The following is a 26068-nucleotide window of genomic DNA, read 5'->3' as shown; positions in this document are numbered from 1 at the left end:
ATCAACTATTAACTTTAGATTCCTTAAAGAAATTAAATGATTGGTTTAACATCAACCCTGAAAACATACTGTAAAACAAAACCCCATTAATCCGGGATAACATGTTTTCACTTATCAGATTTATTGCAAATAAAAGAATAAAAATTACTAACAAAATGTTACCCGTCCTATACCCAACTGTTATTTGGTATAAAAGAGCAACCAAAAATAGCCCTAAAACAAATACCCCTCCAGATAACATTAAAGAAGCATAATAATTATGTGTATTTAGATTATTTTGAGCACAATACTCACAATCTTTTTTTTGATAACATTCTTTTAAAACCGCCTCCTCATCTCCAACACCTATTCCAAACCAAAAATTCTTCTTAATATTTTCAAATGAACAAGACCATACATTATACCTTACGTTTGTATCTTTCATTTCTTTTCCTTCTACAATACTAGATATTAAATTTTTAGCTTCATTAATATCTGTGAGTAGTCTTCTATCTCCAAATACTTTTTCATTTACTGATTGAACTTGTAAAATAGTAAATACACTAAAAAAACAAATAGAAATAAAAACCAGTCCTTTTTTAAAATTATCCAACTTTAATATAATATAAAGAGGAAATAAAAGTATTAATGCTAAAATGTTAGGAATTGAAGTGAAATAGATAATTGAACAGAAGAAAAAAATTACCAACAAAGTGTATATTACTTTCCTTAACGTCGAATTTTTAGAAAAAACCTCATTTATTGATAAAAAGAAACACCAAGCAAAACCTAAACTTAAATATGCCTTATGGATAAAAAATGTTGATATTTCATTTTCATTTATAAAATATCTAGATGCAGCAAAAGACATTTTTGAGAACTCCTTTAAAAGCTCTAAAAACCCTTGGTCGGAAATATTATAAACCCATGTCCCATCTACTCCCCGAAAACCAAGCCTATTAATTCCTTCAAAACATTTGATCAATAAAAAAACCCCTAAGAAGACATGAACGAAAATAAATAAATTACTGAGAACCCTAATTTTTTTTTTTGACAAAGCCGGTAAAACTAACAGAAATATAAAAGGGAAAAGAACAACATGTATCATTCTAACCAATCTTTTAAACCCTAGAGCAAGATCTTCTGTATAAAACAAAGTTATACTTAAAAACAGAAACCATGAACAGACTAAAACCAATGGCTTTACTCCTATTTCTTTTAAATTTACAAGTATTCTTTCTTTGTAATAAAAGAAACAAGAACTAAAAAACAGCACCAAGAAAAAAGATTGAAATGCATTTGGAAATATTGGATATAAAACCAACATACAGAGCAATAAATACGGTAATTCTTTCTGTATTAAAAAGATTTTAGCTTTAAACTGTTGTTTTCTTATCATTATAATACCAAGCAATTGTTTTTTCTATTCCTTCAGAAAAGGAAAATAATGGACTATAATCAATTAATCTTTTAGCTTTATTAATATCTGCCAACGAATGCTTAACATCTCCTTGTCTAGGAGGGCCATAAATAATATTTGAATTTTTAATATCAATATTTAAATTAGTCAAGCCCTTTTTTATAGCCTCTACTAATTCATTTAGACTAGTATTCTCCCCAAAAGCAACATTGTAAACTTGGTTAACAGCTTCTATATTTTCAGACAATACTGCTTTAATATTTGCTTGCACAACATTTTCAATAAACGTAAAGTCTCTAGAGTGTTCACCATCTCCATTAATGGTTACATCATTACTCTTTAAAAATTGACCAACAAATTTTGGAATTACTGCTGCGTAAGCACCATTAGGGTCTTGATTAGGTCCAAAAACATTAAAATATCGTAATCCTATAGTTTCTAACTCATACGTTTTATAAAATACATCGGCATATAATTCGTTCACGTATTTTGTTACTGCATAAGGTGATAATGGTTTACCGATGGTATCCTCAACCTTAGGGAGCCCTGGATGGTCTCCATAGGTGCTTGAAGATGCCGCATAAACCAAACGCTTTACTGTTTTAGATTCTTTAGCCGCAACAAGCATATTTAAAAAACCTGATACATTGACTTCATTTGAAGTTATTGGGTCGTTAATAGACCTCGGCACCGATCCCAAAGCTGCTTGGTGTAAAACATAGTCTGCCCCCACCATTGCTTTTTTACAGGTCTCAATGTCTCTAATATCTCCTTCAACCAACTCGCAACGTTCTTCTTCTTTCAAGAAGTTTTCTATGTTTTTTCTATGGCCTGTAGAAAAATTATCAAGAATAACTACCCTTTTAGCATTATATTTTAACAAATATTCTACTAGATTAGACCCTATAAATCCAGCGCCTCCGGTAATTAAAAAAGTTAATTGTGATAAATCTTGATTATGATATTTTTCTTGATACATTTTTACAATCTTTTATTGACTTCTTGATTATTTAAACTTCCTTTGACATCATAGACAACTGCATTATCTGCTTTAAGAGATTTTAAGTCTAATTCTAGAAATTCGTTATGCGCTACTGTATGTATTATAGCATCATATTCTTTACCTATAGATTCAATGGTGTTTATTCCATATTCTTCTTTAACTTCATTTGGTGAAGCCCAAGGATCATATACTTCAACATCCATGTGAAATGCCTTTAGGGCTTCATATACATCTATAGCTTTTGTGTTCCTGATATCTGGACAATTTTCTTTAAACGTAATACCCAGCATCAATACTTTTGCGTTTTTAACCGCTATTTCATTCTGCACCATTAACTTTAACACCTCTGTCGCCACATACTCCCCCATACTATCGTTTAATCGTCTTCCAGCTAAAATAATTTCGGGATGATAGCCTACTTCTTGTGCTTTTTGAGCTAAATAATAAGGGTCAACCCCTATACAATGTCCGCCAACCAGCCCTGGTTTAAATGGCAAAAAATTCCATTTTGTAGATGCAGCTTCTAATACTGCGTGTGTATCAATATCCAGTTTGTTAAATATCTTTGCAAGTTCATTCACAAACGCAATATTAATATCTCGTTGCGCATTTTCTATTACTTTGGCGGCTTCTGCTACTTTAATTGTAGGAGCTAAGTGTGTTCCAGCAGTTATTATCGATGCGTATAATGCGTCAACTAATCTTCCTGTTTCTGGGGTTGATCCTGATGTTACCTTTTTAATTTTAGTAACTGTGTGTGTTTTATCACCAGGGTTGATACGCTCTGGTGAATAACCACAATAAAAATCTTTATTATATTTTAAACCACTTACTTGTTCTAGTATTGGCACACATTCATCTTCGGTGACACCTGGATACACTGTAGATTCGTAAATAACAATATCCCCTTTTTTAAGATATTTACTTATGGTTTCCGAAGCTTTTATAAGCGGTGTTAAAATAGGACGGTTATTTTTATCAACTGGTGTTGGCACAGTAACAATAAAAACATTACAGTCTTTTAAATCTGTTTCATTGCTGCTTATAAGTAAGCCTTTATTAGTATCCTGTTTAATGACTTCCTTAAGATCTTCATCGCTTACCTCTAGAGTACTGTCATGTCCACTATTTAATTCAGAGACCCTTCCTTTGTTAATATCAAATCCAAGTACTTCATATTTTTTTGCAAACTCAACAGCTAAAGGCAACCCGACATAGCCTAGACCAATAACAGCTATTTTGTAATCTTTGATATTCATTTATTAAGTAGATTTAGTATGTTCCAAAACACTATATTTTGGACGCTTGGCAAAAGTACGATAATTCGCTACCTCTACAAGCTTAATTTTGTCTAATAGTTTATTTTCTTTTAGTATGTCTTTGGCAAACTTATGCCAAGTGATTGGCTTGGAATTACAAAAATGATAAACACCTAATGGCTTATTTCCTTTAATAATGTCCTCAACCAAATAAGTTGCTAAATCTTTGGTATTTGTAGGGCAACCTGTTTGATCTGTTGTAATGGAAAGGTTCTTTCCTTGTTTCGCACTATCAACCACAAACTTATAAAAGTTTTTACCATAGGTTTTACTATACAACCAAGACGTTCTTACAATATAATATTTAGTAGCGTATTGTTGAATATATTGTTCTCCCAATAGCTTAGATTTGCCATATTCATTAATAGGATTTGGTGTATCTGTAACTAAGTACGGCGACCTTTTTTCTCCATCAAAAACATAATCTGTTGAAATATGAATGAGTGTAACCCGATATACCTCACAAACCAAAGCCAGGTTTTTCACGCCTTCAGCATTAACCTTAAAAGCAATATCTGGGGTTTTCTCTGCTTGCTCTACATTGGTGTAAGCAGCACAATTGATGCAGTAATTGAATTCTGATGCGCTGAAGATCGCCTTTAATTCTGATTCATTGGTGATATCTAAATCTTCTTTTGAAACAAAGGTAAAATCAATATCGCTATCGTTTGAGGCATAAAGTTCTTGAATCGTTTTTCCCAACTGCCCCTCTGAACCTGTAACTAAAATAGTTGTCGTCTCTTTTTTCAATTGATAGATACTTTTGTTATATGGTTATATGGTTACAGGGTTATATGGTTACAAGGTTTTATGGTTAAATAGTTGTACTGTTTCTACTTTGTAACCTCTTAATCTTATCACTTTACAACCTTATCACCTCTTAACTTCTTACCCTCCAAACCTTATCACTTTATAATCTCTTCACTTTATAATAAATTCCTCGTTTTGCTATGTTTGTTCTGAATGACAAAAAGCTTCAAACGTTGGGAGCTGCAAATCCTTTTCAGAAATAATCAATTCGTTTTCAGGAAAATTCCAATCTATGCTTAACGTAGTATCATTATAAATAATACCTGCTTCAAATTCTTTTTTATAGAAATTGTCACATTTATAAGTAAAAACCGTATCATCTTCTAACACCAAAAATCCATGGGCAAAACCTTTTGGAATAAATACTTGCTGTTTTTTAACATCATCTAAGACAATGGAAAAGTATTTACCGAACGTTTGGGAATCTTGTCTTAAATCCACACACACATCTAATACCTTCCCTTTTGTAACGCGTATTAACTTAGCCTGTGAAAAACCTCCTGTTTGTAAATGTAATCCCCTTAAAACGCCTTTGGAAGATTTGGATTCGTTGTCCTGAACAAAGTTAACCGATAAACCAGTTACTTTTTCAAAAGCCTCTTTATTAAAGCTCTCAAAAAAATACCCCCGTTCATCCTTAAATACTTGGGGAGTTATCACAAAACAGCCTTTTAAATGTGTTTCCTCAATGTTCATAAGATGCTACTTGTTGCAGGTATTCCCCGTAACCACTTTTTAATAATGGTTTTGCTAACTCTAATAATTGTTTTTTAGAGATATACTCCTTTTTAAAAGCCATCTCTTCTATACAGCCTATCTTTAACCCTTGACGTTCTTCAATAACTTCTACAAACTGACTGGCTTGCATCAATGAGGCAAAGGTTCCGGTATCCAACCAAGCCGTGCCTTTATCTAAGATTTGCACATTAAGCTGGCCTTTGGTTAAATACGCTTTATTCACATCAGTAATTTCCAGCTCACCTCTTTTGCTTGGCTGAATCTGTTTAGCGATATCTACCACTTGATTATCATAAAAATAAATGCCTGGTACAGCAAAATTGGATTTAGGTTGATTTGGTTTTTCTTCAATCGATATGGCCTTTCCTGCTTTGTCAAACTCTACAACACCGTAGCGTTTTGGGTCTTGTACGTGATAGGCAAAAATAACGCCTCCTTTAGGCTTTACGTGCTCTTGTAAAGTTTTTTGAAGCCCTGAACCATAAAATATGTTATCTCCTAAAATTAAAGCAACACTATCCTCACCAATAAAAGATTCACCAATAATAAAGGCTTCTGCCAATCCGTTAGGTTCTTCCTGAACGGCATATTCAAACCTACATCCATAATCACTTCCATCCCCTAAAAGTTCTTTAAACCGGGGTGTGTCCTTAGAGGTTGAAATGATTAAAACCTCACGAATCCCTGCAGACATTAACGTAGTTAAGGGATAATATATCATTGGCTTATCATAAACAGGCATCAATTGCTTACTCATCACTTTGGTAAGTGGGTGCAATCGCGTTCCTGAACCTCCTGCTAATATGATACCTTTCATGAATTTAAGTTATAAAGTGATACGGTTATATTGTTATATGGTTATATTTTATATTGTTATGCTGTGACATGGTATTGGGTTATAGATTCTTCGACAAGCCGACAAACTATTAAATTGTAAATCATAATCACTTTAGGCTTTTTATTAAGTTAGACAGCATGCTTCTAATAAAATATACCGTTTTATATATTTCTTCTATATCCTTTAAATATTGTAATCTTACTGCAATTTCAATTTGAGTTTCCACTTCTGAAAGAGAACCTAAAGCAATATATAAAAATCTCGCAAATTCTTTTCCTCCTTTTCTTCCTGCGCCCTCAGCAATATTAGACGGAATAGACACAGCTGCTCTACGTAGTTGTGATGCTAGTCCAAAAGCTTCATTTGAAGGAAACTTTTCTGTCAGCTCATAAATTATAACAACCAAATTCATAGCCTCCTGCCAAACCTTTAAGTCTCTATGTGATTGTGTCTTTTTCAAACCATTGATGTTTTTATACGTTTATATGGTTATATGGTTATATGGTTATGAAGTTAAAACATTATATGCATACCTCTTCACTTCTTCACTTTATAACCTTATACCTTTTACACTTCAACACTAAGTATACTGTTTTTCATAATAGTCTTGATATTCTCCACTAGTAACATGGTTTAGCCATTCTTTGTTTTCTAAATACCAATTAATCGTTAAACCCAAACCTTCTTCAAAGGTTACCGACGGCTGCCATCCTAATTCACTTTTAATTTTAGAAGCATCAATCGCATAACGTAAATCATGCCCTGGTCTATCCTTTACGTAGGTTATCAGTTTTTCAGAAATTCCCAATGACCTACCTAACTTTTTATCCATTTGAGCACACAACAACTTAACCAAATCGATGTTTTTCCATTCGTTAAATCCGCCAATGTTATAGGTTTCTTTATTCTCTCCTTTGTTAAAAACCAAATCTATGGCCCTCGCATGATCTATAACATATAGCCAATCCCTTGTGTAATTCCCATCACCATAAACGGGGAGTGGTTTATTATTGATAATATTATTAATAAACAACGGGATTAATTTTTCTGGAAACTGATTCGGGCCATAATTATTGGAACAATTTGATATCACATAAGGTATACCATAGGTTTCTCCATAGGCTCTTACAAAATGATCGGAACTCGCCTTTGAAGCCGAATAGGGTGAATTAGGGTTGTAGGCTGTTGTTTCAGTAAACAGCCCTGTATCCCCCAATGTCCCATAAACCTCATCGGTGCTGATATGGTAAAATCGTTTTTCAGAAAAATCATGATTCCAAATCGTTTTAAAGGCCTCCAATAAATTAATGGTTCCTAAAATATTCGTTTTAACAAACGCCAAAGGTTCTTTAATAGATCGATCCACATGAGATTCTGCAGCTAGGTGAATCACGGCATCAAATTGATGTGCTTCAAAAAGACTGTTTATAAACGTTGCATCGGTTATATCGCCCTTGATAAAGGTATAGTTTTGTTTTTGTTCAACATCTTTTAAATTCTCAAGGTTACCAGCATAAGTTAAAGCATCCAAATTAAAAATATGGTAATTGGGGTAGCTGTTTACAAATAATCTAACAACATGGGAGCCTATAAACCCTGCACCCCCTGTTATTAAAATATTTTTCATTTCTTTGGTTTAATGCGATTCTTAAATCTTTAAATCTTGTCTTTAAAACGTTCTAAATATCTAACAAATTCTAGGCCAACAAGAACTATAAATGTAATAACAACAAAAAGAATAGCATAATATTTCTTTAATCCTAAATCCAAACCAAATAATGTTTTTGAATTATCTATTGAGCCACTATCTTGTTTGCTGGAGATGATTTCTATAATTTCCTTCTTTTCTTCTTGTTTACGTAAATTTTCCTTAAGCTTTTCTCGAAGTTTGATGTCGTTCATGAATAAATCATATTCCTTTGTTTTATCCTTTTCTGAATTGCCTTCAAACGTTAAGTTAACCTGCCCTCCTTTATCTGCATTGGTCTTTATACTTTCCTTTAAAATATTTTTATATGTTTCTTGTAAAGTATCCGATTTATCCAAGGCTTCTTGTAAATACTCTTCTTCTTTCTTTAATTCCAATGAGTCTTTATATCTTTCTTTTTTAAAATATTGGTTGTCCTCTATACCTTTAACAATTTTTTCAAACACCTCTTTTAAATTACTCCTATCACTGGCCCAAATGGTTATTTGTTGCATTTGGTGGTTATAATCCTTTTCATTTTTAAGATAGTCTTTGTACTTAATGGTTGATGCTAATGTAGAATCAAGTTCCTTCCGATATTTATCAAAATTTTTGATTTTTTGGTTTTCGGTAATAACGGATTCCATATCGAATCCTAAAATGGTCGACACGTCAACTTCAGAAGTATCTATGCCTAAAGCATTAGCCAAGGTTTTTGTGTCACCTTGATTGACCAAATCATTATAATACGATAGGGTAGCGTATAAATTTTCACCTACGCTCGGATAATTTTGTTTGACAACCATATGCGATTCATAAACCGGCTCGCCTGTTTTTTCTAAAACAAAGCCCAAGCCAATACCTAAAGCTCCAGCAATGGCAAACTTTATAAGGTGTTTTTTTATAAAGAAAACGCACCAAACAAAAGCTAAAAACAGTTTGTTCAATATGCTTCCTATAAACTTAAAAAAGCGCTCAAAGGCATTGCCTATTAACTTAAACAGCTGTCCTAAATCAACTTCCTCAGATTGCTGAGGCTGTGGCAAATCTTTACTCATAACTATTATTTATTAAATATTTGTTCTAAAATTTTTCTTGTTATTAAATAAGTTGGTTTAACACCAGAGGTTCCCAGTCCACCAGAAGCCAAAGTGCTTCCGGTTTCCAGCGGATTATCACTGGCGTAATAGGCATACCTTACTTTTACATTTTCATTAATATTACCTCTAATTTTCGAGGCTGCTTGTATGGCTTTTTGATAATGGGCTCCCTCCATTTCCAATCCAATGACATTCCATGTAGAGTTGTAAAAAAATTTTAAGATGTCCTTGTTTTGTAAAGACGTTCCTAAAACTGTTATCATCGTGCCTTCGCAAACATTTACTCCTTGATCATCTAACCCTTCTTTACTTAACTCATTTTTAAACGGGTAATTATCTGCCGTGCCTTCAAATATATGTGCTGAGGGTATCATAATGTCTCCCTTTGTGCCTTCTAAAATACCCGCCTTTCCCATGATGGAAATAGATGCGACATTCAAATGTATTTTATTCCCCTTAATTTTATAAGGTTTTAATAATTCGTCTATGGTTTCATAGGCTTGCTCACCAAAGGCATAATCCATCACCAATATAAGTGGTTTTTTATTATTAATAACAGATTTATCAATATTTAGATTGACATTGGGAGCGTCTAATACAGTAGTATCAAAAATTTGAACATCTATACTCGTGCCTGATGTATCTTTAATGTAGAACATTCCCTTTTGAAGCGCTTCTTTAGTCACTTTTAAACGCAGATCATTACTGTCTTTATTACTTAGTAACTCATACACTTCAAAAATATCTTTTTTAGCGACCAGTGTTTTTAAAGCTTGGGGCGCATATAGTGTATTCATAACACTATGCATATTGGCACTAATAATATGGATTTCCCTATCCAACAAGTTATTTTTATACAAAACCTCCTTAATGTTATTGGCCCAAATTTCGCCGTGAATATGGTGTCCTATGCGCTCTCTAAGCACAGGGCTAAAGGTTATGGTTCTTTTATTGTGGTTTACTTGCTCTTCTATAGCCAGTTTTCCTAACCAATATACAATATGAAGCAAACGCTCTGGTTGTTCAGGTGTGGCAAACGCTTTATAAATTTCGGTTAACTCCTTAAAGGTTCTACCTAAAATATAAGCTGTATGGGTAATGGCAATTTCCCGTTCTTCTTGGGTGAGTTTCTTTTTAGATAAGACCGCTTTTTCCAGCTTTTTCCAGTCTCGAGTAGTGGTGCCGTCATCATTTATAACTACTCGCTTACATATTTTATGTGACTCAATAAAAAGAAAAGTGAGATGTGTTAAAATATCATAAATATCCGATCTTCCTCTAGTAATCTCAATATTCATCTGCTCGGCATCAATCCTATAGCAATTGCGTCGCCTTTTTTCTGGAATTATAGGCTTAAAATGTGAATTGGCATAACCTTCGTCACTGGTAAGATTTATAAAGGTACACTCTTCAATACCTATGGGTAACCTGTCCATGACGTACAGCAATCCATTGAGTTCTGCCTTTTCCTCACCTATCGAACCATAAATCTCTGGCTTTAGCAACAACAACGATTCCCGCAAGGTTTCACCCGAAATGCCCATGGGTTTATAAAATCCCCTATTGAACAGGTGCCGCATGGTAACATACATGCGCTCAATAGCGTTAGAGCTTTCCTGTGCCCTGGTTCTTTCGTGTGACTTTTTATTACTCATTGTTGGTTTTTACCACAGCAAAGATACTTTATTTAACTAAATTCAGTTCTTTAACAGTATCTACAATTTTTCTATCGTTAGATAGTCTCGGAATTTTATTCTGCCCTCCCAATTTGCCAATGGATTTCATGTAATTTTGAAATCCTTTTTTCACAACTGTGGTAATTTTTAATGGCTGTAATACCTTTCCTTGAATTAAATCGAAATAATAGGAGTTTTGGGTTTGAAGTGATTTATCGATGCTTTTTGCTAAAGCTAAAATATCTTCTGGTTCATTTTCAAACTCTATAAACCACTCATGATATGGCAAGCCTTCTTTTGGATTTATCTCTGGGGCTACCGTAAACTCTGAAATACGGATATCTGTATTTTTAATAGCTTCTTTCATGGCCTGTTCTACTTCCTTTCCTATAACATGTTCCCCAAAAGCAGAAATAAAGTGTTTGATACGCCCTGAAACGATAACACGATAGGGGCTGACTGATGTAAATTCTACCGTATCACCAATATTATAAGCCCAAAGCCCAGCATTAGTTGATATAATCATCACATAATTAACCCCTATTTCAACATCTTTTATGGTGATGCGTTTGGGGTTTTCGGTGAAAAATTCATCTGCCTTGATGAACTCATAAAAAATCCCTGAGTTGAGCTGAAGCAACATCCCTTTTTCATCCTGTCTATCCTGAAAGGCAAAAAACCCTTCGCTGGCAGGATACAGTTCAATACTATCTACTTTTCTGCCAATAAGGTTTTCAAATTTAGCGCGATAGGGTTCATAATTCACGCCTCCAAAAATGAAAAGATTGAAGTTTTTAAAAACGTCACCAACCCTCTGTCCTGTCTTTTGTTGCAATTTTTCAAAATACATCTGTACCCAAGAGGGTATTCCTGAAATTACCGTCATGTCTTCTGGTAATGTTTCTTCTACAATGGCTTCTACCTTGGTTTCCCAATCCTCAATACAATTGGTTTCCCATGATGGTAACCTGTTTTTTTGAAGATATTTTGGTACATAATGCGCCACAATGCCCGATAGCCTTCCTAATTGAATGCCGTTTTGTTCATTTAGAATAGGGCTACCCTGCAAAAAAATCATTTTACCATTAACAAACTGGCTCTTGCCTGTTTCGTGTATGTAAAGTAAAATGGCATTTCTAGCCGCTTCAACATGGCTGGGCATACTTTCTTTGGTAATAGGAATGTATTTTGCCCCTGAAGTGGTTCCTGATGTCTTAGCAAAATAAATGGGTTTTTCTGGCCAAAGCACGTCTTCTTTACCTTGAACAACCAAGTCTACATAAGGTTTAAGCGCTTCATAGTCACGAACTGGGACGCGTTTTATAAAATCCTCATGCGAATTGATACTTATAAAATCATGGTCTTTTCCAAACTGGGTGGCAACGGCTTTACTTATTAGATTCTGAAACACATTCTCCTGTGTTTTTACTGGGTTTTTTACCCATTTTTGTGTTTTTGTATAAATGTTCTTGGCGAATTGTTTGGCCAAGAAAGACTTTAATGACATCATTTATTCGAAATCTATAAAATTTGAAGGGTTAATGGGATAACCATTATTCCAAAGTTCGAAGTGCAAGTGCGGGCCAGTAGATAATTCTCCTGCATCTCCTGCTGTTGCTATAACTTCTCCAACCTTTACCAGGTCTCCCTGTGATTTTATTATTGCTGTATTGTGTTTGTAAACCGATATCAATCCGTGATTGTGTTCAATAATAACGACATAGCCAGTAGCTACGGTCCATTCGGCAAATATTACCGTGCCATCTGCTACAGCCTTTACAGGGGTGTCCTTAGCCACAACAATATCGATGGCATAATGTTTTTCTTTTAAATTATATGGCTCGCTCACCGTACCATTTACAGGCGGGAATAGCACAAAACTAGTTGTTGTAGTTGCCGATTCAAACAAATTGTATTTGTCTTCTTTATCGACTTTTTCCCTTAACAGTGAATCTTCTGGAATGGGCTTTAAATCTACCTCACTGGCTTCTAGTTTTACTGCCTGAATTATGGAGTCCTTTCTTAAATCCTCTGCACTAATATCGCCTTTTAAGACATTTTTAATGGAATTGTAATAACGCTCATTTAAAGTGATAACCCGTTGTAGTGAATCTGTCTTAAAACTCAATTCTGTAGCTTGTCTTTTTAATGCGGTAGATGAATATCCCGGAATATATTCCCTTAAGGAAGTATAGGCTATTAAAAAATAGGTTAAAAGCACCAAAACCAAAGCGCCTACAGACACAAAAACAAATACATTTAGCCGAGTTAACTTAAACGTCAACCGTTCTTCGAAAGTGTCTTCATTTAGTATAACCAAACGGTATTTGTCAAGCAGTTTTTTTCTGAGTCTTTTGCCCTCTCTTTTTTTCTTAGCCATATTGAAAACAAAATTAAATAAAATTATTCCACAACTTGTTTTAAGCAATGCTAAAGTTATGCTATAAACGCCATTATTAAACTTTAATTATTAACTTTGCATAATCAAATAAAAAAATTATGGGTTTATATATATTACCATTGGCTATTGGAGCTCCGCAAATTATCTTAATTGTGGTAGTTGTTTTATTATTATTCGGGGGTAAAAAAATACCTGAATTAATGCGTGGACTAGGAAGTGGTATCAAAGAGTTTAAGGATGCTAGTAAAGATGCCGATAAAACTAAAGAAGACAAAACCGAATAAACATATTCTAGTTATTGCAAAAAGCCAACATGATATGTTGGCTTTTTTTGTATTTATATGAATAATAGTTATTTGATTTTTATAGATTTAATGATAGCTTCAAGTTCAAACATGTAATCGCGTTTTTCAACTGAGGGTGCAAATGCAAAGCCTTCAGCAATTACCCATCTGTTATTTATTTTATCGTCAATAGCGTAATTAATATAAGGCCCTGCCATAAATGCTTTTTTTACTTCCCACATCCCTTTGGTTTCTATTGCTGGCTTATTATCCAAAATGGTTTCTGTTTGAAATGGTGTATAGGCGTTTTCCGTACTCATGTATGTCCCTTCCGTAGGCCCTTCAATATATGCTTTACCTATTGAATCCCTTATGGAAATAATTTGGTTAATAATACTATCGTTACGTTGAATTTTTTCATAGGGCAACTCATAAACCATAAGATTTAATGTGCCCGTAGTCACATCTTTACGAATCCAAAAGAAATTACTAGTGTCTTTTGCAACGCGATAGGCTGTTGGAAATTTAATATCCACTCCTATTTTTTCTTTTATGAACGTAGAATTGTATAACGATTTTCTAATTAATCGCTGCTTCTCATTCACCTCCATTTTTTTAAAGACCTCAATAATTCTATCGCCGTTTTCTTTAAGCTGTGTTATAACTTCATCTTTAGTCTTTCCAGAAACTACAATCACTTTTTGAGGTTGGGCATATACATTGTTTAAAAATTGAGTAGCTTGTTCCCTGCCCATTTCAATTTTTAAAATAGTTCTGTTGTTGGTAAGAAAGCCACTAAAAACATTAGAGGGAATCTGATTAATATTAAATAGTGGTTCGTCTTGTGGAAGCCCATAGACTGGAGCTGCCAAAACATCCCGAATGGCTTCACCTACACGACCCTTCCACGATTCATTGTCCAGTACTACTGAAACTTCGTTTATAATACCCGTTGAGTCTACAAGAAGTCTTTTGTCTGATTTTCCATCTTTACACGAATATATGATTAAAACAGATACGACTAATAAAAACGTTTTTTGCATAATTAAAGTTAGTTTTAAAGAATTTAGCTTTTAGTAATTTTAAGCTTCATTCCCGGTTTTAACTTTGTACCACCAATATCGTTCCAATCTTTAATATTTTGAACAGAAACTCCCGGAAATTTTTGTGAAATGCTCCACAAAGAGTCCCCGCTTTTTACAATATAGGTTGTAATGTTTCCCGAAAGTGTCTTGGAAGCCCCTGTTTTAGTGGTTGTAGCCGTTGGCGCTACATATGGTATTCTGGGATATATCGTTAACCGTTGTCCTATTCTTAAATCGTTACTCCGTAGTCCGTTCCATTGTTTTATCTGACTTACTCTTACGCCATATCTTCTAGCAATTTTTCCTAAATAATCACCCGACCTTACCTTGTAACGAATTCTATCACTGGTGTTAAAAAATTGTGGTAGTGGCTTTTCCCTTTTGGCAAACTCTTCCTTTACAAAGGCATAGATTTGTTCTTCATTGTTTACAAAGGTCCCAATAACCTCTTTAGGTAAACGAAGTACATAGTTTTCCTCTTTTATGAACGGAATAATATCTAGCTTATAGGATGGGTTTAAAAACTGAAGGGCTTCAATCGGCGTACCAGTAACTTCTGCAACTTGATCTAAAGTAATCATATGCTTTACACGTATGGTATCGGTCTCTACCAAGGCAAATTCTGGTTTAATTTTTTTAAAACCATGAGCTTCGGCATATTCAAAAATATACATGTTAGCCAAAAACGCTGGTAAGTAGCCTGCTGTTTCCCGTGGCAAGTTATGCCTAATGTTCCAATAGTTTTTATAACCGCCAGATCGCCTTATGGCCTTAGTAACATTGCCCGGTCCTGAATTATAGGACGCTAAAGCCAAATCCCAATCACCAAATATTTCATACAGCTTTGACAGGTATTTTGCGGCTGCTTCGGTTGATTTTATGGGGTCACAACGTTCATCAACATAACTGCTTACATCCAAACCGTACATTTTACCCGTGCCAAACATAAATTGCCACAAACCTGTAGCGCCTACCCTAGATTTTGCTCGAGGTTTTAAGGCCGATTCCACTACAGCCAAATACTTGATCTCTAAAGGCAAATCGTACTTGTCCAACTCGTATTCGAACATGGGAAAATAAAACGCACTAAGAGTTATCAATTTTTGAAGCAGTTCTCTTCTATTCTTTAAATAGCTCTTGATAACGCTCTCTAATGACGGATTATACTCTACATTAAAAGGCGTTTTAGCATCAAGCTTCTTTAAACGCGCTTTAAGTGTGTCGGTTGGAAGTTCAGGATATTCAACATCTTCAAAAGTTATATCAGTAACCGATTTATAAATAGTATCGAACAGGTGGTTATTATAAAGTTCTTCAAACCATTTTTCATCAAATTGGGCAGCTAAGTCGTGGTCTTCAATATGCTTTATGGAAAGTATACTATCCTCCTTTTTCAAAAGTGGCTTTAAAGTAATTTCATTGCTATTTACCAATGAGTCTTTAACCAAAAACTTTTGTACATATACAGAATCTTGGGATTGCGGAAAACAAAGACCCAAATTAAAAAAGAGTACCCCAATAAAACAACGAAAAGCCATATAACCTATTCTCTTAATTCAATTTGAACGATTACACGGCTAAATTCGTATTTTTTATGGGAATGTAAAAACTTAATTAGTTTTATTTGGCATTTTGAGAGCCTCAATGCCCAACTAATGTTAAAAATGAAGACATACTCCATTGTAATGCCTTCGAGAGCCTCAGGCACCAGATAGATAACTTATTCCAAAATAGCAGCTATCCCCGGCAACGTTTTGCCTTCCAAGCTTTCTAGCATAGCTCCGCCGCCAGTACTCACATAACTTACCTTGTCTTCAAACCCAAATTGTTTAACAGCGGCAACCGAATCGCCTCCACCAACTAACGAAAAAGCTCCATTTTTTGTAGCTTCAGCGATAGAATTCCCTAAAGCAATAGTACCTTTTGCAAAGTTTTCCATTTCAAAAACACCGAGTGGTCCATTCCAAAGAATAGTTTTGGACGCATTCACCACATCGTGAAATATCTCCAAGGATTTTGGGCCGGCATCAATACCTTCCCATCCTTGTGGTATTTTATCAATATCTACAATCTGGGTATTGGCGTCGTTATTAAAAGCATCAGCTGCAACAACATCAACAGGAATATGAACCTTTACATTTTTAGCTTCAGCCTGCTTTAAAATAGTTAAAGCCAAATCCATTTTATCGTCTTCACAAATTGAATTCCCTATGCTTCCACCTTGGGCCTTAACAAACGTAAAAGACATGCCACCTCCAATAATAAGGTGGTCTACCTTGTCTAAAATGTTTTCGATAATGGTTATTTTTGAAGATACTTTCGCCCCACCTAATATAGCCAAAACTGGTTTTTCACCAGTTTTCATAACCTTTTCTATGCTTTCAATTTCTTGAGCCAATAAACTACCAAAGCATTTGAGATTAGGAAAAAATTGTGCCACTATAGTTGTAGACGCATGTGCCCTATGTGCCGTACCAAATGCGTCATTTACATAAATATCTCCAAGATTGGACAGTTGTTTGGCAAACTCAACGTCACCAGCTGTTTCTTCTTTATGAAATCTTAGGTTTTCCAATAATAAAACCTCCCCTGGCTTTAAATTTGATACTGCAGCTTCGGCTTTTTCACCAACACATTGATCCACAAAATTAACCTCAACACCTAAAATATCTTCTACCTTGGATACAATATGACGTAACGAAAATTCATCCTGTACACCTTTGGGTCGTCCTAAATGCGACATTAAAACACAACTACCACCTCCTTCCAGAATTTTTATAATGGTTGGTTTGGCCGAAACAATTCTAGTAGCGTCGGTAACTTGAAAGTTTTCGTTTAATGGCACATTAAAATCTACACGTATTAAAGCTTTTTTATTATTAAAATCAAAATCGTTAATCGTTTTCATTAATCTTAGTTTTTAAGTAATTGGTTCACAAATGTAACCAATTAAAACACGCTAGAAAATGAGTTTTTTAACGAAAACGTTTGAAGCTAAAAAGTTTTGTTTAAAATACTTTTTTACTACTTGAATTTTATTTGAATATTTAAGTGTTAACACAAAAAATCCAAAAAGTAAATAAAGCACTTTTCGGATTTAATTATGGAAAGTAGGTGTAAAATCTTTGTTACTTTTTTATGAGCTTTAAGGTTTGTGCAATGTCTCCAGATTTTACTTGAGCCAGATAAATACCACTTGGAACAGTACTCAAATCAACAGTTATAGTATTGCTATTACTTTTTTTTCTAATTATTTCCTTGCCAAGAACATTAAAAACGATTACTTCATCTAAAGTTGCATTGGCCTTAAAGTTCACTATATCTGATGTAGGATTAGGTCCAAAGGAGAACCCGTCTATTAAATTATATTTATTGGATAAAGTTGCTGTTTTTAGTTCGAAATTGTCAAAACCTAAGTATTCGTTTCCGTTTTGATATACTACCAATCGCATTCTTACATAGCTATAACCAGAAGGAACTTCATAGTTAATTTCTTCCCATCCTGTTGAATTAAAATTACCCGTTTTCGTTGTTCTAAAAACATCTTCTTTGTAATCGGAATGATTCCAATCATTAGCGTTATCGTATCTTAACTCATAATAAATATAATCAGTTTTATTCAAACCAACATAGTGGACTCTAAATGAAACTTCCGCTGGTAAGCCGTTAACATTTATAGGTGTAAAAGTAAGAATGTGTTCTGGAGACGATAAACCAGTTACCTGCTCGGCATAAGGATTATCTAAATCTCTTCCGGCCAGATAACTAGACCCCGCAAAGGGACCAGGGATGCGACCATTAGAACCAGGTTGGTTCATCCAAAAATCAGTATTATTATTATTGGAATAGAAAGGAATGTTTGAGGTATAGGTCCAATTATCCTCCGATTTATTTTCGAAGCCTTGTTTTGCTTGCTGTGCACTTATAAAAAATACACTTATAAGCAAAAACAGTAGTGTTATATTAGTAGTTTTATTCATGGTTTTAACTTTAGGCAATTAAAAACGAATAGATTAACGAGCATTTCAAATCTAAAACAAAAAGTATTTCTTCCCTATAAAACTCGATGATTCACCTTTTAATTAGCCTTATTGCACTTACATTTACCTTTTCTGCTATATTTGTGGTATGCTATTTAGTGATGTATTAGGGCAGGAACATATTAAAAAACACTTAACGCAAAGTGTTGATAACCACAGAATTCCCCATGCCCAACTGTTTGTTGGCAAAGAAGGAAGTGGCACACTTCCTATGGCTTTAGCTTATGCCCGTTACCTACTTTGTAATAACAATGGAGGCGAAAACAATACCGGAAACCAAGCCTGTAATCTTAAGTTTAAAAACGTCTCACATCCAGACTTACATTTTGCCTTTCCTGTGGTTACCAGCGACAAAGCAAAAAGTCACCCTATTTCGGCTAACTACTTAGAAGAATGGCGACAATTATTGACCAATCAGCCTTACGGTAACCTATTTGATTGGTATAAGCTGCTTGGTGTTGATAACAAACAAGGACAGATTGGTGTAGACGAAGCCCAAAATATTGTAAAATCTCTCTCTTTAAAGGCTTATGAAGGCGGTTACAAGGTAATGATTATATGGATGGCGGAGAAAATGAACCTAGCCTGTGCCAATAAGCTCTTAAAACTTATTGAAGAACCTCCTAGCAAAACCATTTTCATTCTTATTGCAGAAGATGAAGAGCAAATTATAAATACGATTAGATCGCGTTGCCAAATATTGCATTTTCCACCTTTAGCAGAAGATGTTATTACTAAGGCTTTAGTTGCTAATTACGATTTGGATATCTCTGTTGCAACCAAAATAGCCCATCAAGCCAATGGCAACTTTAATAAAGCTTGTGATTTGGTATATCACGATTCTGAAGATTTACAGTTTGAAAAATGGTTCATCTTTTGGATTCGAAGTGCCTTCAAGGCAAAAGGCAATAAATCGGCTATTCACGACCTTATTTCTTGGAGTGAAGATATTGCTAAAACTGGTCGTGAAACACAAAAACAATTTTTACAGTTTTGTTTAAACTTTATTAGACAAGCACTATTACTAAACTATAATGCTAAAGAATTAGTGTATCTCGAACCAAAGTCTGAAAACTTTAAACTGGAGAATTTTGCGCCATTTATACACAACAACAACATTCTTGAAATTAGCGATGAAATTCAAGATGCTATTTACCATATTGAACGCAATGGTAATTCTAAAATTATCCTAACCGATTTATCCATTAAACTTACACGTTTACTCCATAAAAAATCGGCTTAATTTTATTAGAACTCTATCCGAAATACGAGGTTTGGTGTTAGCCCTAAAGATATTTTATTTATTTCCCTAAGCTCGTCTTCACTATTTTGGGTGCTTTGGCTTATTTCATAAGTTCGGCTCAAAATATTTTCCCTGTTATAGATATTCAATAATGAAAACCCAAATTTCCCTTTCCAATTATCTTTTTTAGAGAAGTTAAATTCGTAAGTGGTAGAAAGGTCTAACTTATGATAAGCTGGTAAACGTGCTCCATTTGTTGCTTCAAATACTATCTCCCTTCCGTTATTAGTGTCTACAATCCCAGAAACCTTTGTATATGGTATTCCCGTTCTAATGCTCCACCCCAAAGACACATTAAAATTATGCCATTGATAGGTGTGGGACCAAATAAAATTATGGGTAATATCGGTATTGCCAGGAAATTTTTCTCCATTGTTGATGGTGTTAAATGTAAAATCGTTGTTAACTAATGAATAGCTGAACCATGTCCTGTAATTTTGAATTCGCTTTTTAATTAATAGGTCCATTCCAAAAACGTCACTATTCCCTTTAAAGAAAAAATCTTCAATCCTATCAAATCCTAAAGTTACCAATCCGTCTATTTGCTTATAATAGAACTCAAGATCCAAGCCCCATCCTTTTTTGTTATACTCCAATCCGGTTGTTAATTGATTACTCTTTAATATTGGGATTTCTTTACCGTCTGATAATGCCCAAAATTGATTTTCAAGACCAAACTCTCTCGTGTTAAACTCCAAAACTTCACTTACAGATTGGTGCATGTTCTCTGCGGAAATTTTAAACTTAAAAAAAGGGTTTAAATTAGCACTAAGCTGTAACCTTGGTTCAACAAAAAGCTTGTTCAGCACGGAAAAATGATGGATTCTCACGCCGGTACTAGCAAACCATTTTCCATCTAAGTTATATTGATAATCAGCATAAATGGCATGAGTAGTATTATTGGTTTTAATACTGGATTTAACAAACTCGTCTTCCTCACTTTCGGGTTCAATATAACTTAATCTGTAATTTACCTTGTTTGAAGAAAACTGATATCCGATTCCAAATGATGATGTTTGACTAAAATTAAAATTCAAATTAAAATTCAATCCGAAGTCTTTTATTGTATTATGTTTATCCAATTGGTCGTTAAGTTCGCCAGAAATAGAATTCGTTCCGATATATTCTAAATCGAAATTAGAAAAATAGGTGTTGAAATTATGTGAAAATGACTTGTTGTAATGATGCTCCCAATGCAAGCTCAACCCTTGGTTTACAACATCCAATTGGTCTTGTGAGGCTTCTTCAAATTCTTCAATTAAAAACCCGTAATCTAATTTATTCTTGGTGAACAAGCTGCTTATTTGAAATGCATTTTTATCATTAGGATTGATTATTACTTTGGCTGTAAAATCCGTAAAATAAAATAAATCGTCTGTGGTAATAACCTCGTCGTCTTCAAAGACCCTATTACCATTGGAAATCTTTGTTTCCTGAAATACGCGCTTGGATAAATTCCTAAAGGTTTCGGTATTAAAAGCATCTGTAATGGATCGTCTGGCAGAGAACAAAACCGCAGCTTTATTCCCTAAAGGTGTTTTTAAAAAAGCATCGGCATGGGTCATATTAAAACCAAAACCGCCTTCTGCTGATTTTGAGATGGCATTATCAGATTCAATGTCTATAACACCTGAAATGCGATCGCCATACTTAGCCTTTGTTCCGCTTTTATATAACTTAACCTGATCTGTGATATATGGGTTGAACGCCGAAATAGTACCAAAAAAATGTCCTGAGTGGTACATTTTTATGCCGTCCCAAAGAATGAGGTTTTGATCTGGTGTGCCGCCCCTAATAAATAAGTCTGAAGCCGTTTCTGTTGGACTTTGTACTCCCGGAATCAATTGTATACTTTGCAAAACATCGGGTTCGGTCAACCCAGGCAAGATACCCAATTCCTTTGGAGAAATCGCTATTGATGTGTCTTCATTATCGTTTCGAATACCCGTAGTGATGTATTCCTCTATTAATACTTCATCGAGCTCCTGAGTATCGGTAAGCTGTCTTTTGGTAACTTTAACGGTATAATAGCGTTCGGATTCTTTTTTAAATTTTAGAAAAAGTTTTTCTTCAATATTAAACAGTATTTCTTCTAAAGTCGCTTTATCTAAACTTAGCGTAATTACCCTATTGTTAACCAACTCTGAATTAAAGGAAAACTTTACACTAAATGTTTTTTCTAAGTCTGAAAAAGCTTTATTTAAAGGAGTATCGAAATAATCAACGCTTGTCGTTTGTTGGGCAATTATACTTATAGTAAAAAAGAAAAATAGAACCGATAAGCGATACTTCATTTGCTATTCTTATTAATTCAGGGATACCCAAATTTAGGGTAAAATAACCAAATTTTTAGTTGTTGTTGTATGAATTAAGAAGAATTGTGTTGTTTTCTTTGTCAACCGTATAAGAAATACCCATTGGACCAGACACCGTTTTTAATGCCAAATTAAGGTTCTTATGGGTAAATGCTCCTGTAAACCGTTTATTTAAATCGATATTGGTTTTATCAAACTTAATTTGAAATTGGTTTTCCAAAGCTAACAATACCTGTGAAATAGGTGTATTAAAGAATGTTGATTCTCCAAGTGTCCAATTAGGCTCATCTAGGCTGAAATTCCATTCTTCAAGTCTGTTATTAGCAACTCTTACAGCGTCTCCTGGCAATAAAACAACCTCTTCATTTAAGGTATTGCTACTAACCCTCACTTTGCCCTCCATACACTGTACTTCAAAGTAAGCATCCCTAGAAATAACGTTAAACTCGGTTCCCAAAACTTCTACTAATCCTAAATTGGTAAACACTTTAAAGGATTGTCCTTTTTCGACATCGAAAAAAGCTTCGCCTTCCAATTCTAATCTTCTGTTGGATTTCCAATTTAAGGTTTTGTATTCCAGTTTTGAATTTGCATTAAGTTTAACCGAAGAGTTATCAGGAAGCAAAACGGCCAATTGTTCGCCAAAACTCGTTTGGTAATGCGAACTAAGTGTCATAACATATAGTAAACCAAGCGCTACTACAAGAACTGCTGCGGCAGAATAAGCCCAATTGGGTATAAGCTTTTTAACCTTGGGCTGAGGTTTATTTAGTTCCTTTAATTTTATTAATAGTGCTTGATCGTTAAAAGTAGGTGCTTTTAGGTTTTGGGACGCATCATTAATTTTTTTAAGAACTGGATAACCTTGGGAATTTTGAAACTTTTCGAGCTCTTTCGGACTAAGCTCTCCAGCAATCCATCGGGCTAAAAAAGTTTCATCTTTACTAAAATTTTCCATACTATGTAAAAGTTCTTATAATTATAAAACAGTTGGTTTTAGTTTTACCCTACTTTATATGTCGCCTAATTTATCCCTTAAGGTTGTTAATGCCAAACTCATACGTTTTTCTACCGCTTTAATCGATATACCTACTATCTCAGAAATCTCAGTATATTTCTTTTTATCTATTCTGCTCAACAAAAACACTTCACGCTGTTTTTCGGGCAAACTGTCTATAGCATTTTTTAGCTTTTCCATAAACTCCTGCTCTTCTAAGATGTATTGAGGAGATTCGTTGGTGATACTTTTTGAAGTTGTCGAACTTTCATGCTGTAACACAATTTTTTTATGGGCTACTTCATTAAAAAAAAGATTTCGTGCTACTGTAAACAAAAAGGATTTTGCCTTATCGTAAATTACTTTGGAGCAATTGTTCCAAAGCTTTACATAGGCATCTTGCACAATATCTTCCGCCTGTTGAACATCGCCACACTTATAATATATAAAATTAAATAAGGTTTTGGAATGGGTAATGAAAAGTTGTTCGTAGTTTTTTTGTTCGCAAACAGATTTGGGGTCACTATTCATAAGTATAGTAATAACAAGGCTTATTTACCAAAAATAAAAAAATTAAATAAAAAAGTAGGGTATTATGCTTTTAAACTGTTTTACATATAAACAAGAACGTTTATGCCCCAACAAACGCAATTGTTTTAATTAGCCCCAAGCTCCATTTTTACCATTAAACACCTACTACTGTTACGGCACATAATGCCATGTGTATTGCTATTTTTAAGATTTGGTTTGAAATAGGATATCACAGGTTTTGTATTCAGATTTTAATGATCTGAAAATTGGTTGAGTTAGCTAATTTGCGTCAAAGCATGTCCCCAATCAGTAAGTCTTTGTCGCAAGTTTGCAACTTAAAATGTTGAACAGAATAAATGTTGCTATGACATTATTAACCTCTTACTTTGTGAGCAAACAAACGCGACACGAAAACATGGGAGATGCTTTATTGAGTCTATCAAGAGGCAAGTGCTCAAATGGTCGACCAGTATATGATTTATGGGTTTTTGAAAGCGGATATTTAATCTATAAAGGGATATCGAACGTTGAAAAAAATGGAATTCACAAAACAGCAATACCACTAGATACGGTTAACAGAATTAAAAGTTATTTAAGCAGCCTAAGTTCTAATGATGTTGGTAATTCCAAAGGAAGGGACAACCCACTTACCATAATTAAATACGATGGTAAAAAGATTGTTTATCAATCATCTAGAGCAAAAGGCGCTTTGTTGGAATTAAATAATCTTTTGGAGCATTTTGCAAAAAATATAAACGAAGAATTATAATAGCTAAAAAGAACAAATAAAAGAGAATGAGGGTTCAAACTTTATTTGTGTGCCTCCGTAAGCCTAACGACGGAGGCTTTTTATTTTCTTTATAGGAACAATAAAAAAGCTCTATAATTAATTATAGAGCTTTTAAGTTTTCTGATAAATTAGGTTACTTTTTATATTCTGCGTTTAAAGCATCCAAGATAACCTGAGTTAAATTATTCTCTTCTGTAGCATACATAACCGATGCAGCTGCATCACTGGTACCTAAAATATAGGTGTAGTTGTTCTTTTTACCGTAATCTTTTACAAAATCTTTTACCTTAATAATCAGAGAATCTATTTCACTTTGGAAGGCCTGCGCTAATTGCTGCTGTTCAAATTGTATTTGTTGCTGGAGTACTTGTTGTTTTTGCTGCAAACCTTGCATAAGTTCTTGAGCTTTTGTTTGAGAAGACTTACGCGCATCTAATTGGGTTTGTTGCACTTCTAATTGGAAGGCTTTACCAATACTATCGGCTTTTTTATTAAAAGCTTCTTCCTTTGTTTGATACTTTGCTTCAATATCCTTTTTCTCTTGATAATCGTTAATTACCACACCGTTATCTACATAGCCTATTTTCTTTTCCTTTTGGCAAGCCGTAAATGCTAAGGTAATTATTAAAACATAAATTATATTTTTCATAAGTTCTGGTTTTTTACAATTCGCACAAATGTACTAAAGTAAGCTTTAATTTATTATTGGACAGTTCTGATTTTTTTTCTATAATCAAAATTTATTATTAAAATAATACTTGATAGGTTTTAATTATAAAATTAGAATTGGTTTAAAGCTTTTTAAGGCCATTTCTTTTTTTAGGCTAACAAACAGTATTTCTGCAGGCGCTTTAGCTCTTAAAATGCCTTAAACTAAGTTTTGGTTGTTTTTCGCTACATATATTAAAGACGACGCCTCCTTTGTTGCTAAAGATTTTAAATTTGATGACAGCCCAACACAAAACCCCTTAATGATATTCATTTTTCCAGATTTGTATTTTTCAGAAAGTAGGCTTACATAAAATGCATCAAACCACATGGGTTTGATTTTAATAACCTTTAAAGATTGTCTTGAAAGCAAATTGGAAATTGAGGCTGTATCAAAATGCCAAAGATGTCTAGGCACATCGTAAGCGGCCCAAAAATTTTTGTAATGGGTCGCATCAAAACTTTTGTAATTTGGAACAGCTATCACCAAAGTGCCATTTGGTTTTAAAAGTTTTTTAAACAAAGCAATTTGATCATACAGATTCGGAAGGTGTTCCAAAACATGCCACAAAGTAATTACGTCAAAACTGTTATCTTCAATTTTTGAAAGTTGTTCAGGTTGATAAACTATACTATTAATTTTTTTATTAGCTGTTTTCCTTGCCCGTTCGTTAGGTTCAATTCCAACTACGTTCCATCCCTTTTGCTTTGCGGCTTGCAAAAAGTCGCCCGTACCACATCCTATATCCAATAAATTTTTACTTTCTCTTGCATAATTATTAATCAGTCTAAGCTTCCTTTTTAAAGTAATGGTTCGGATGAAATGATACACTTTTTCAAACCAATTACGGTTTGCATCGGTATGCGAAATATAATCTTCACTTTGATAATACTTTGACAAAGATGCTTGAGTAGGCTTCGGAATAGTTTCCAAAAAGCCATATTCTGGATTTTCAACCAATTTAAACTCTTCTCCAGAAACGGAATGATCTTTTACTTTTAAAAAGACGTGATTTGCTTTTTCTTTCTCCTCCAAATTTTAAA

General features: G+C 34.0%; 24 protein-coding genes. 3 read left to right on the top strand and 21 right to left on the bottom strand.

The window, feature by feature from the left end; translation table 11 throughout:
• Window position 1: 1 nt before the first annotated feature.
• From MR053_RS03215 to MR053_RS03160, 12 genes are all read right to left on the bottom strand, one after another.
• A complete protein-coding gene (locus MR053_RS03215; protein WP_242131021.1) occupies window positions 2–1378 on the bottom strand; it encodes an O-antigen ligase family protein in 1377 nt (458 codons plus the stop codon).
• Window positions 1356–2378: an SDR family oxidoreductase gene (locus tag MR053_RS03210; protein WP_242131020.1), complete on the bottom strand. Its 1023-nt coding sequence runs from the start codon at window positions 2376–2378 to the stop codon at window positions 1356–1358. Before MR053_RS03210 ends, MR053_RS03215 begins: the two co-directional genes overlap by 23 nt.
• Before the next feature lie 2 nt (window positions 2379–2380).
• Window positions 2381–3661, bottom strand: coding sequence for a nucleotide sugar dehydrogenase (locus tag MR053_RS03205; RefSeq protein WP_242131019.1), 1281 nt, complete (start codon window positions 3659–3661; stop codon window positions 2381–2383).
• Between the two features lie 3 nt (window positions 3662–3664).
• Window positions 3665–4471, bottom strand: coding sequence for a dTDP-4-dehydrorhamnose reductase (gene rfbD, locus MR053_RS03200; protein WP_242131018.1), 807 nt, complete (start codon window positions 4469–4471; stop codon window positions 3665–3667).
• Window positions 4472–4669: 198 nt separating this feature from the next.
• Window positions 4670–5227 carry a dTDP-4-dehydrorhamnose 3,5-epimerase gene (gene rfbC / locus MR053_RS03195; protein WP_242131017.1) on the bottom strand — a complete coding sequence of 186 codons (558 nt, stop codon included), beginning with the start codon at window positions 5225–5227 and terminating at the stop codon, window positions 4670–4672.
• Window positions 5217–6086 carry a glucose-1-phosphate thymidylyltransferase RfbA gene (gene rfbA, locus MR053_RS03190; protein ID WP_242131016.1) on the bottom strand — a complete coding sequence of 290 codons (870 nt, stop codon included), beginning with the start codon at window positions 6084–6086 and terminating at the stop codon, window positions 5217–5219. Before rfbA ends, rfbC begins: the two co-directional genes overlap by 11 nt.
• A gap of 127 nt (window positions 6087–6213) precedes the next feature.
• Window positions 6214–6567, bottom strand: coding sequence for a four helix bundle protein (locus MR053_RS03185; RefSeq protein ID WP_242131015.1), 354 nt, complete (start codon window positions 6565–6567; stop codon window positions 6214–6216).
• A gap of 120 nt (window positions 6568–6687) precedes the next feature.
• Window positions 6688–7734, bottom strand: a complete 1047-nt coding sequence (rfbB, locus tag MR053_RS03180; protein WP_242131014.1) for a dTDP-glucose 4,6-dehydratase — start codon at window positions 7732–7734, stop codon at window positions 6688–6690.
• A 29-nt stretch (window positions 7735–7763) separates the two neighbouring features.
• Window positions 7764–8852, bottom strand: a complete 1089-nt coding sequence (locus MR053_RS03175) for a hypothetical protein (RefSeq protein WP_242131013.1) — start codon at window positions 8850–8852, stop codon at window positions 7764–7766.
• A 5-nt stretch (window positions 8853–8857) separates the two neighbouring features.
• Window positions 8858–10549, bottom strand: a complete 1692-nt coding sequence (locus MR053_RS03170; protein ID WP_242131012.1) for a DUF6909 family protein — start codon at window positions 10547–10549, stop codon at window positions 8858–8860.
• Window positions 10550–10577: 28 nt separating this feature from the next.
• Entirely contained in the window at window positions 10578–12080 is a 1503-nt protein-coding gene (locus tag MR053_RS03165; RefSeq protein ID WP_242131011.1) for a GH3 auxin-responsive promoter family protein, read from the bottom strand.
• The gene (locus tag MR053_RS03160) at window positions 12081–12950 is read right to left on the bottom strand and encodes a M23 family metallopeptidase (protein WP_223550084.1); all 870 of its coding nucleotides are present in this window, start codon (window positions 12948–12950) and stop codon (window positions 12081–12083) included.
• 119 nt (window positions 12951–13069) lie between these two features.
• On the opposite strand from MR053_RS03160, the gene MR053_RS03155 reads away from it, so the two are divergent.
• A complete protein-coding gene (locus MR053_RS03155; protein WP_242131010.1) occupies window positions 13070–13255 on the top strand; it encodes a Sec-independent protein translocase subunit TatA/TatB in 186 nt (61 codons plus the stop codon).
• A 68-nt stretch (window positions 13256–13323) separates the two neighbouring features.
• Here MR053_RS03155 and MR053_RS03150 read toward each other — a convergent pair whose 3' ends face one another.
• The 4 genes from MR053_RS03150 to MR053_RS03135 form a co-directional block, all read right to left on the bottom strand.
• The gene (locus MR053_RS03150; protein WP_242131009.1) at window positions 13324–14298 is read right to left on the bottom strand and encodes a DUF4837 family protein; all 975 of its coding nucleotides are present in this window, start codon (window positions 14296–14298) and stop codon (window positions 13324–13326) included.
• A 23-nt stretch (window positions 14299–14321) separates the two neighbouring features.
• Window positions 14322–15878 carry a LysM peptidoglycan-binding domain-containing protein gene (locus tag MR053_RS03145; protein ID WP_242131008.1) on the bottom strand — a complete coding sequence of 519 codons (1557 nt, stop codon included), beginning with the start codon at window positions 15876–15878 and terminating at the stop codon, window positions 14322–14324.
• A 182-nt stretch (window positions 15879–16060) separates the two neighbouring features.
• Window positions 16061–17248 carry a phosphoglycerate kinase gene (locus tag MR053_RS03140; RefSeq protein WP_242131007.1) on the bottom strand — a complete coding sequence of 396 codons (1188 nt, stop codon included), beginning with the start codon at window positions 17246–17248 and terminating at the stop codon, window positions 16061–16063.
• Window positions 17249–17468: 220 nt separating this feature from the next.
• Complete coding sequence (locus tag MR053_RS03135) at window positions 17469–18320, bottom strand: T9SS type A sorting domain-containing protein (protein ID WP_223550075.1); 852 nt, start codon at window positions 18318–18320, stop codon at window positions 17469–17471.
• 148 nt (window positions 18321–18468) lie between these two features.
• On the opposite strand from MR053_RS03135, the gene MR053_RS03130 reads away from it, so the two are divergent.
• Window positions 18469–19623, top strand: coding sequence for a DNA polymerase III subunit (locus MR053_RS03130; protein ID WP_223550073.1), 1155 nt, complete (start codon window positions 18469–18471; stop codon window positions 19621–19623).
• A 5-nt stretch (window positions 19624–19628) separates the two neighbouring features.
• Here the strand turns inward: MR053_RS03130 and MR053_RS03125 are convergent, their stop codons facing one another.
• Genes MR053_RS03125 through MR053_RS03115 form a run of 3 tightly spaced genes read right to left on the bottom strand, consistent with a single transcriptional unit; the run spans window position 19629 to window position 23526 of the window.
• Window positions 19629–21977: a TonB-dependent receptor domain-containing protein gene (locus tag MR053_RS03125; RefSeq protein WP_242131006.1), complete on the bottom strand. Its 2349-nt coding sequence runs from the start codon at window positions 21975–21977 to the stop codon at window positions 19629–19631.
• A gap of 55 nt (window positions 21978–22032) precedes the next feature.
• Window positions 22033–22956, bottom strand: coding sequence for a FecR family protein (locus tag MR053_RS03120; protein ID WP_223550070.1), 924 nt, complete (start codon window positions 22954–22956; stop codon window positions 22033–22035).
• A 54-nt stretch (window positions 22957–23010) separates the two neighbouring features.
• Window positions 23011–23526 (bottom strand): RNA polymerase sigma factor, encoded by a 516-nt coding sequence (locus tag MR053_RS03115; protein WP_223550068.1) that lies wholly within the window; start codon window positions 23524–23526, stop codon window positions 23011–23013.
• 388 nt (window positions 23527–23914) lie between these two features.
• Between MR053_RS03115 and MR053_RS03110 the strand changes: the two genes are divergently transcribed.
• On the top strand, window positions 23915–24295 hold the full coding sequence (locus tag MR053_RS03110) for a DUF6438 domain-containing protein (protein ID WP_242131005.1): 381 nt from the start codon (window positions 23915–23917) through the stop codon (window positions 24293–24295).
• 154 nt (window positions 24296–24449) lie between these two features.
• Here MR053_RS03110 and MR053_RS03105 read toward each other — a convergent pair whose 3' ends face one another.
• The gene (locus tag MR053_RS03105) at window positions 24450–24965 is read right to left on the bottom strand and encodes an OmpH family outer membrane protein (protein WP_242131004.1); all 516 of its coding nucleotides are present in this window, start codon (window positions 24963–24965) and stop codon (window positions 24450–24452) included.
• A 219-nt stretch (window positions 24966–25184) separates the two neighbouring features.
• Entirely contained in the window at window positions 25185–26060 is an 876-nt protein-coding gene (locus tag MR053_RS03100; protein WP_242131003.1) for a class I SAM-dependent methyltransferase, read from the bottom strand.
• Between the last annotated feature and the right edge of the window lie 8 nt (window positions 26061–26068).

The sequence above is a fragment of the Aestuariivivens marinum genome, from assembly GCF_022662175.1.
GTDB lineage: Bacteria > Bacteroidota > Bacteroidia > Flavobacteriales > Flavobacteriaceae > Aestuariivivens > Aestuariivivens marinum.
The sequence above is the reverse complement of the archived record's forward strand: the minus strand, read 5'-3'. Positions and strand labels throughout refer to the sequence as shown.